The organism is Kitasatospora sp. NPDC059571 (assembly GCF_042735675.1).
Lineage (GTDB): Bacteria > Actinomycetota > Actinomycetes > Streptomycetales > Streptomycetaceae > Kitasatospora.
This window is the reverse complement of the sequence record NZ_JBHWBW010000063.1, coordinates 1-6,630: the sequence shown is the minus strand read 5'-3', so window position 1 is coordinate 6,630 and position 6,630 is coordinate 1. Positions and strand designations below refer to the sequence as shown.

Sequence of the window (6,630 nt, the reverse complement as noted above, 5' to 3'; positions counted from 1 at the left end):
AGTTGGGGGGGGCGGGTGTTTGTTCACACGCCCCGGGGGTCGGGGGGGGCGGGCTGGGGGGGGGGGGGGGGGCCGTGGGGTGGGCCCGCAATCCGGGCCGGCACCCACCGCCGGTGCAGGCGGATCCGCCGCCGCTGCCCTCGGTGGTCTCGCACTTCCACTACGGCGGCCAGGTGTCCGCGGCGGCCGGGCCGGGCGGCCGGTTCGCGCTGCGGCTGCGCGCCGAGGGCGACGCGCCGTTCGAGGTGACCGGTGTGCAGTCGAACTATCCCGGTCTGTCGGTCTCGGTGGCGGGCGGGCTGCCGGTGGCGGTGGGGCCGGGGCGGCCCGTGGAGCTGACCGTCGCCTTCGCGGTGACGGACTGCGCGCAGGCGCCGCCGGACGCCGGGCTGCCTTTCCTTGATGTAACGCTGCGTAACACGCGCGCAATCGAGACCGTGAGCCAGATCCTCGGGCCCGACTATGCCCGGGACCTGTCCGAAAACCTGCACTCGGCATGCCCCAATTCCGCTCAGCGGACGCCGACGTCCGCAGGATGAGAGCCGGACACTCCAGTCCGATAGTCGGACAAGGCCTGTGGCAGGGGCTTTTTCGACTCGAAGCCGTTTCGATGGGCGAGACGACACATAGCAGTTCGGGCCCCTCGGGGCACGAATGACCAATATCCGAGATTCCCCCACCTGGTCCTCATAACAAGAGAATCACAGCATGCCCGCAGGTCTGCCCGAGCCGCCGAAGCCGTTCTAGAGTCACGGCCAGTCACCGCGCCAACAGATCGGGCCAGGCCCCAGCGCGCGACCCGGCACCGCCACTCCGGCGTTCTGCCTACCTGATCCAGAATGGGGAACTTCGTGCGTAACCGTTCAGCGCTTGTCGTGAGCATCGCCGTCGTCGGAGCGCTCACCCTGTCCGCCTGCGGCTCCCGCGGTGGCAACTCCGGCACCAGCGCCGACGCCGGCGGCAGCACCGTCACGATCGGCGTCGACGCCCCGCTCACCGGCCCGCTCTCCGCGCTCGGCCTCGGCATCCAGCACTCCGTCGAGCTCGCCGCCAAGATCGCCAACGACACCAAGGAAGTTCCGGGCGTCACCTTCAAGGTCAAGGCGCTCGACGACAAGAAGTCGCCCCAGGAAGGCCAGCAGAACGCCACCGCCCTGGTCGCCGACAAGAGCGTCGTCGGCGTCGTCGGCCCGCTGAACTCGGGCGTCGCCCAGTCGATGCAGCAGGTCTTCGAGTCCGCGAACCTCACCGAGATCTCCCCGGCCAACACCAACCCGGCGCTGACCCAGGGCGAGAAGTTCGACACCGAGAAGAAGCGTCAGTTCAAGACCTACTTCCGCACCGCCACCACCGACGCCATCCAGGGCCCGTTCGCCGCCCAGTACGCGTACACGGACCTCGGCAAGAAGACCGTCTACCTGATCGACGACAAGAAGACCTACGGCGTGGGCCTGGTCGCCGCCTTCCAGAAGGAGTTCACCAAGCTCGGCGGCACCGTCAAGGGCCAGGACCACATCGACGAGAACAACCTCGACTTCTCGGCCGTGGTCACCAAGGCCAAGGCCGCCGGCGCCGACATCATCTACTACGGCGGCGAGTACCCGCAGTCCGGCCCGCTGTCCGACCAGCTCAAGAAGGCCGGCGTCACCGCCCCCGTCTTCGGCGGCGACGGCATGTACGACCCGGAGTACATCAACAAGGCCAACAAGAACGCCAACGGCGACCTGGCCACCTCCGTCGGCGCCCCGGTCGAGTCCCTCGACTCCGCCAAGAAGTTCGTCGCGGACTACAAGGCGGCCGGCTACGCCGACCCGTACGCGGCCTACGGCGGCTACTCCTACGACGCCGCGTGGGCCATCGTCGAGGCCGTCAAGGCCGTCGTCGCCGCCAACAGCGGCAAGGTCCCCAGCGACGCCCGCGGCAAGGTCGTCGAGGCCGTCGGCAAGGTCAGCTTCGACGGTGTGACCGGCAAGGTCGCCTTCGACGAGTACGGCGACGCCGTCAACAAGCAGCTGACAGTCTACCAGGTCAAGGACAACGCCTGGACGGTCGCCAAGTCCGGCACCTTCGCCGGCTGACGGACCCAGAGCACCACACCACAGAACCACCCGGCGGGGGCGCTGCGAACCAGCGTCCCCGCCGTGCTCCACGGTCCGTCACACCACCCCGCAAGCGAACCCCCCGCCCCAGAACCCACCTCGGAGGCCCAGCGGTGCACGAACTGCCGCAGCAGCTGGCCAACGGCCTGATCCTCGGCTCCCTCTACGGGCTGATCGCGATCGGCTACACAATGGTCTACGGCATTGTCCAGCTCATCAACTTCGCCCACGGCGAGATCTTCATGACAGGTGGGTTCGGAGCCCTCACCACCTACACCGTGCTCCCCTCCGGCACCGGCATCTGGCTGGCCCTGCCGCTCATGCTCCTCGGCGGCGTGCTGGTCTCCGTGATCGTCGCCGTCACCGCCGAGCGCTTCGCCTACCGCCCGCTGCGCGGCGCCCCGAAGCTCGCCCCGCTGATCACCGCGATCGGCCTCTCGCTCGCCCTCCAGCAGGTCGTCGAGCAGTTCTACCCCGGCGCCAAGTCCGGCCGCAGCTTCCCGCAGCTGCCCGGCGGCCCGTTCCACCTCGGCAGCGTGACCCTCCAGCCCGCGGACATCTTCCTGTTCGTCGCCGCCCCGCTGTGCATGGGCGCCCTCGCCGCCTTCGTCGGCAAGACCCGCACCGGCCGCGGCATGCAGGCCACCGCGCAGGACCCGGACACCGCCAAGCTCATGGGCATCAACACCGACCGCATCATCGTGATCGCGTTCGCCCTCGGCGCCGTCTTCGCCGCCGTCGCCGCCATCGCCTGGGGCCTGCGCTACGGCCAGGTCGCCCCCAGCATGGGCTTCCTCGCCGGCCTCAAGGCCTTCACCGCCGCCGTCCTCGGCGGCATCGGCAACATCTACGGCGCCATGCTCGGCGGCCTCGTCCTCGGCATCGCCGAGGCCCTCGCCACCGCCTACATCCAGAACGTCCCCGGCATGCACCAGCTCGGCGGCGGCTCCTGGGCCAACGTGTGGGCCTTCGTCCTCCTCATCGTCGTCCTCCTCGTGCGGCCACAAGGCCTGCTCGGCGAGCGCGTCGCAGACCGGGCCTGAGGAACGGAGCATCAGATGACCACCACCAAGCGCCCCGCCATCCCGCTCCCCCTCGCAGCGGCCAAGGCCCTCGTCGTGGCAGGCGGCCTCCTCACCGCCGCCTCCACCTTCATCCACTGGACCTGGACCGCGGACTTCCCCGGCGACCTCACCGTCGACGGCTACCCCGGCGGCCTGCAGATCCTCACCCTCGCGGCCGGCCTGCTCACCGCCCTGTTCGCGCTCCCGCTGTACGGCATCCGCGGCACCCGCTGGCTCACCCCGGCCGGCGCCGAGGGCCCCGCCCTCATCCTCGCCACCGCCGGCGCGGCCACCACCTGGTTCACCCTGCTCTCCATCAGCACCGAACTCGGCGGCCTCGCGAACCTGGAGCCCGGCGGCTGGATCGCCGGCGTCGCCTCCCTCGTCCCGGTCGTCGGCGCACTGGGCCTGCCCCAGCAGCCCGCCACCATCGGCTTCCCCCGCGGCCTCGGCGCCGTCAGCCAGATCCGGTTCGTGCTCAGCACGCTCAACCGCCTGGTCGGCCCCCGCGAGGACCTCGCCCCCGCCAAGCCGCTGAACCGCTGGTACGAGATCCTCGTCATCATCGCCGCCACCGCACTCGGCCTGACCGTCTTCACCTACGGCATCGTCACCGAGTACGGCGAGCTCTTCATCGGCTTCCTGATCGTCACCTGCCTCGGTGCCTGGGCCCTGATGCGCGCCGGCCTCATCGCCCGGCTCACCGCCATCACCGCCCGCCACAAGGGCACCACCACCGCCGCCGCCTTCGCCGCGGCCGCCGCGTTCCCGTTCACCCAGAGCGACGACCACTTCGCCTCGGTCGGCGTCAACATCCTGATCTTCGCCACCGTCGCGCTCGGCCTCAACGTCGTCGTCGGCCTCGCCGGCCTCCTCGACCTCGGCTACGTCGCCTTCCTCGGCGTCGGCGCCTACGCCGCCGCCCTGGTCTCCGGCTCCACCAGCTCCCCCGTCGGCCTCCACCTGCCGTTCTGGGCCGCCGCCCTGGTCGGCATGGCCGCCGCGCTGGTCTTCGGCGTCATCATCGGCGCCCCCACCCTGCGGCTGCGCGGCGACTACCTCGCCATCGTCACGCTGGGCTTCGGAGAGATCTTCCGCATCGCCGTCAACAGCCTCGACGGCATCTCCGGCCCCAAGGTCACCAACGGCCCCAACGGCATCCGCAACATCCCCGACCTCGCCGTCGGCGGGTTCAACTTCGGCGAATCCCACACCTTCGGTGCCTTCACCCTCGGCCGGTTCGCCAACTACTTCCTGCTGATGCTGCTGGTCACCGCGTTCGTCGTGGTCATCTTCAGCCGCGCCAACGACTCCCGGATCGGCCGCGCCTGGGTCGCCATCCGCGAGGACGAGACCGCCGCACAGGCCATGGGCATCAACGGCTTCAAGCTCAAGCTGCTCGCCTTCGCCCTCGGTGCCTCCCTCGCCGGCCTCGCCGGCACCGTGATGGCCCACGTCAGCTACAGCGTCGTCCCCGACCCGTACCAGTTCGCCGGCCCCGTCCCGCCCAACAGCGCCTTCCTGGTCGCCGCGGTGGTCCTCGGCGGCATGGGCACCATCAGCGGCCCGCTGCTCGGCGCCACCCTGCTCTACCTCATCCCGGAGAAGCTCGTCTTCCTGAAGGAGTACCAGCTCCTCTTCTTCGGCATCGCCCTCGTCCTCCTCATGCGCCTGCGCCCCGAGGGCCTCGTCGCCAACCGTCGCGCCCAACTCGAGTTCCACGAGAAGGACGACGACACCCCCGCCCCCGCGGCGACCGAGGACGCACCCGCCAGCACCGAACCCGGCCCCGCCGCCGGCCTCACCACCGCAGGGGCGTGAGACACACCATGAGCACCCAGACCGTCCCGGCCCCGCGCCCCGCCGGCACCGAGAACGACGGCCCCCTGCTGCACGCCAGCGGCGTCGTCATGCGATTCGGCGGCCTCACCGCCGTCAACAACGTCGACCTCACCGTCAACCAGGGCGAGATCGTCGGCCTGATCGGCCCCAACGGCGCCGGCAAGACCACCTTCTTCAACTGCCTGACCGGCCTGTACGTCCCCACCGAGGGCACGGTCACCTACAAGGGCACCGTGCTGCCGCCCAAGCCGCACCTGGTCACCTCGGCCGGCATCGCCCGCACCTTCCAGAACATCCGGCTCTTCGCCAACATGACCGTTCTGGAGAACGTCCTCGTCGGCCGCCACACCCGCACCAAGGAAGGCCTCTTCTCGGCCATCCTGCGCGGCCCCGGCTACAAGAAGGCCGAGGCCGAGAGCCGCGACAAGGCGATGGAGCTGCTGGAGTTCATCGGCCTCGACCACAAGGCCGAGCACCTCGCCCGCAACCTCCCCTACGGCGAGCAGCGCAAGCTGGAGATCGCCCGCGCGATGGCCAGCGAGCCCGGCCTGCTCCTGCTCGACGAGCCCACCGCCGGCATGAACCCGCAGGAGACCCGCGCCGCCGAGGAACTCGTCTTCGCCATCCGGGACAAGGGCATCGCGATCCTCGTCATCGAGCACGACATGCGCTTCATCTTCAACCTCTGCGACCGCACCGCCGTGCTCGTCCAGGGCCAGAAGATCGTCGAGGGCGACAAGGAGACCGTCCAGAACGACGAGCGCGTCATCACCGCCTACCTCGGCGCACCCCTCGAGGGCGCCACCGAGACGGCAGCAAGCACGGAGGCAGAGCAGTGACAGCCCTTCTCGAGGTCGAGGACCTCCGCGTCGCCTACGGCAAGATCGAAGCCGTCAAGGGCATCAGCTTCAGCGTCAAGCAGGGCGAGGTCACCACCCTGATCGGCACCAACGGCGCCGGCAAGACCACCACCCTGCGCACCCTCTCCGGCCTGCTCAAGCCCGCCGGCGGGAAGATCACCTTCGACGGGCAGCCGCTCGCCAGCGTCCCCGCGCACAAGATCGTCGCGCTGGGCCTGGCGCACTCCCCCGAGGGCCGGCACATCTTCCCGCGCATGAGCATCGAGGAGAACCTCCTCCTCGGCGCCTTCCTGCGCAAGGACTCCGCCGGCATCACCGAGGACGTCGAGCGCGCCTACACGCTCTTCCCGATCCTCGGCGAGCGCCGCAAGCAGGCCGCCGGCACCCTGTCCGGCGGCGAGCAGCAGATGCTCGCCATGGGCCGCGCCCTGATGTCCCGGCCGAAGCTGCTGATGCTCGACGAGCCCTCCATGGGCCTGTCCCCGCTCATGATGCAGAAGATCATGGCGACCATCGTCGAGCTCAAGGCCGGCGGCACCACCATCCTGCTCGTCGAGCAGAACGCCCAGGCCGCGCTCTCGCTCTCCGACCAGGGCTACGTCATGGAGACCGGCCGGATCGTGCTCACCGGCACCGGCGCCGACCTGCTCCACGACGAGTCCGTCCGCAAGGCCTACCTCGGCGAGGACTGACCGCCGCCGAACGACGCGCAGGCGCGGCCCCGATCCGGGGGGGGGGCGGGCGGCCGGGCTGGGGGCCCCGGGC

The 6,630-nt window shown here is 70.3% G+C and carries 6 protein-coding genes; all 6 read left to right on the top strand.

All coding sequences use genetic code 11. The features are described from left to right. The first annotated feature begins 113 nt into the window (after positions 1-113). The 6 genes from ACFV0G_RS10495 to ACFV0G_RS10470 all read left to right on the top strand — a co-directional run bounded on the left by ACFV0G_RS10495 (position 114) and on the right by ACFV0G_RS10470 (position 6,557). The gene (locus tag ACFV0G_RS10495; protein WP_380544884.1) at positions 114-539 is read left to right on the top strand and encodes a hypothetical protein; all 426 of its coding nucleotides are present in this window, start codon (positions 114-116) and stop codon (positions 537-539) included. A 312-nt stretch (positions 540-851) separates the two neighbouring features. Then, complete coding sequence (locus ACFV0G_RS10490) at positions 852-2,078, top strand: branched-chain amino acid ABC transporter substrate-binding protein (protein ID WP_380544881.1); 1,227 nt, start codon at positions 852-854, stop codon at positions 2,076-2,078. Positions 2,079-2,212: 134 nt separating this feature from the next. After that, positions 2,213-3,142 (top strand): branched-chain amino acid ABC transporter permease, encoded by a 930-nt coding sequence (locus tag ACFV0G_RS10485; RefSeq protein WP_380544878.1) that lies wholly within the window; start codon positions 2,213-2,215, stop codon positions 3,140-3,142. A gap of 15 nt (positions 3,143-3,157) precedes the next feature. Continuing rightward, entirely contained in the window at positions 3,158-4,984 is a 1,827-nt protein-coding gene (locus ACFV0G_RS10480; protein WP_380544875.1) for a branched-chain amino acid ABC transporter permease, read from the top strand. Between the two features lie 8 nt (positions 4,985-4,992). Then, a complete protein-coding gene (locus tag ACFV0G_RS10475) occupies positions 4,993-5,844 on the top strand; it encodes an ABC transporter ATP-binding protein (RefSeq protein WP_380544872.1) in 852 nt (283 codons plus the stop codon). Continuing rightward, complete coding sequence (locus tag ACFV0G_RS10470) at positions 5,841-6,557, top strand: ABC transporter ATP-binding protein (protein WP_380544869.1); 717 nt, start codon at positions 5,841-5,843, stop codon at positions 6,555-6,557. The genes ACFV0G_RS10475 and ACFV0G_RS10470 overlap by 4 nt, the downstream gene beginning before the upstream one ends. Positions 6,558-6,630: the final 73 nt, after the last annotated feature.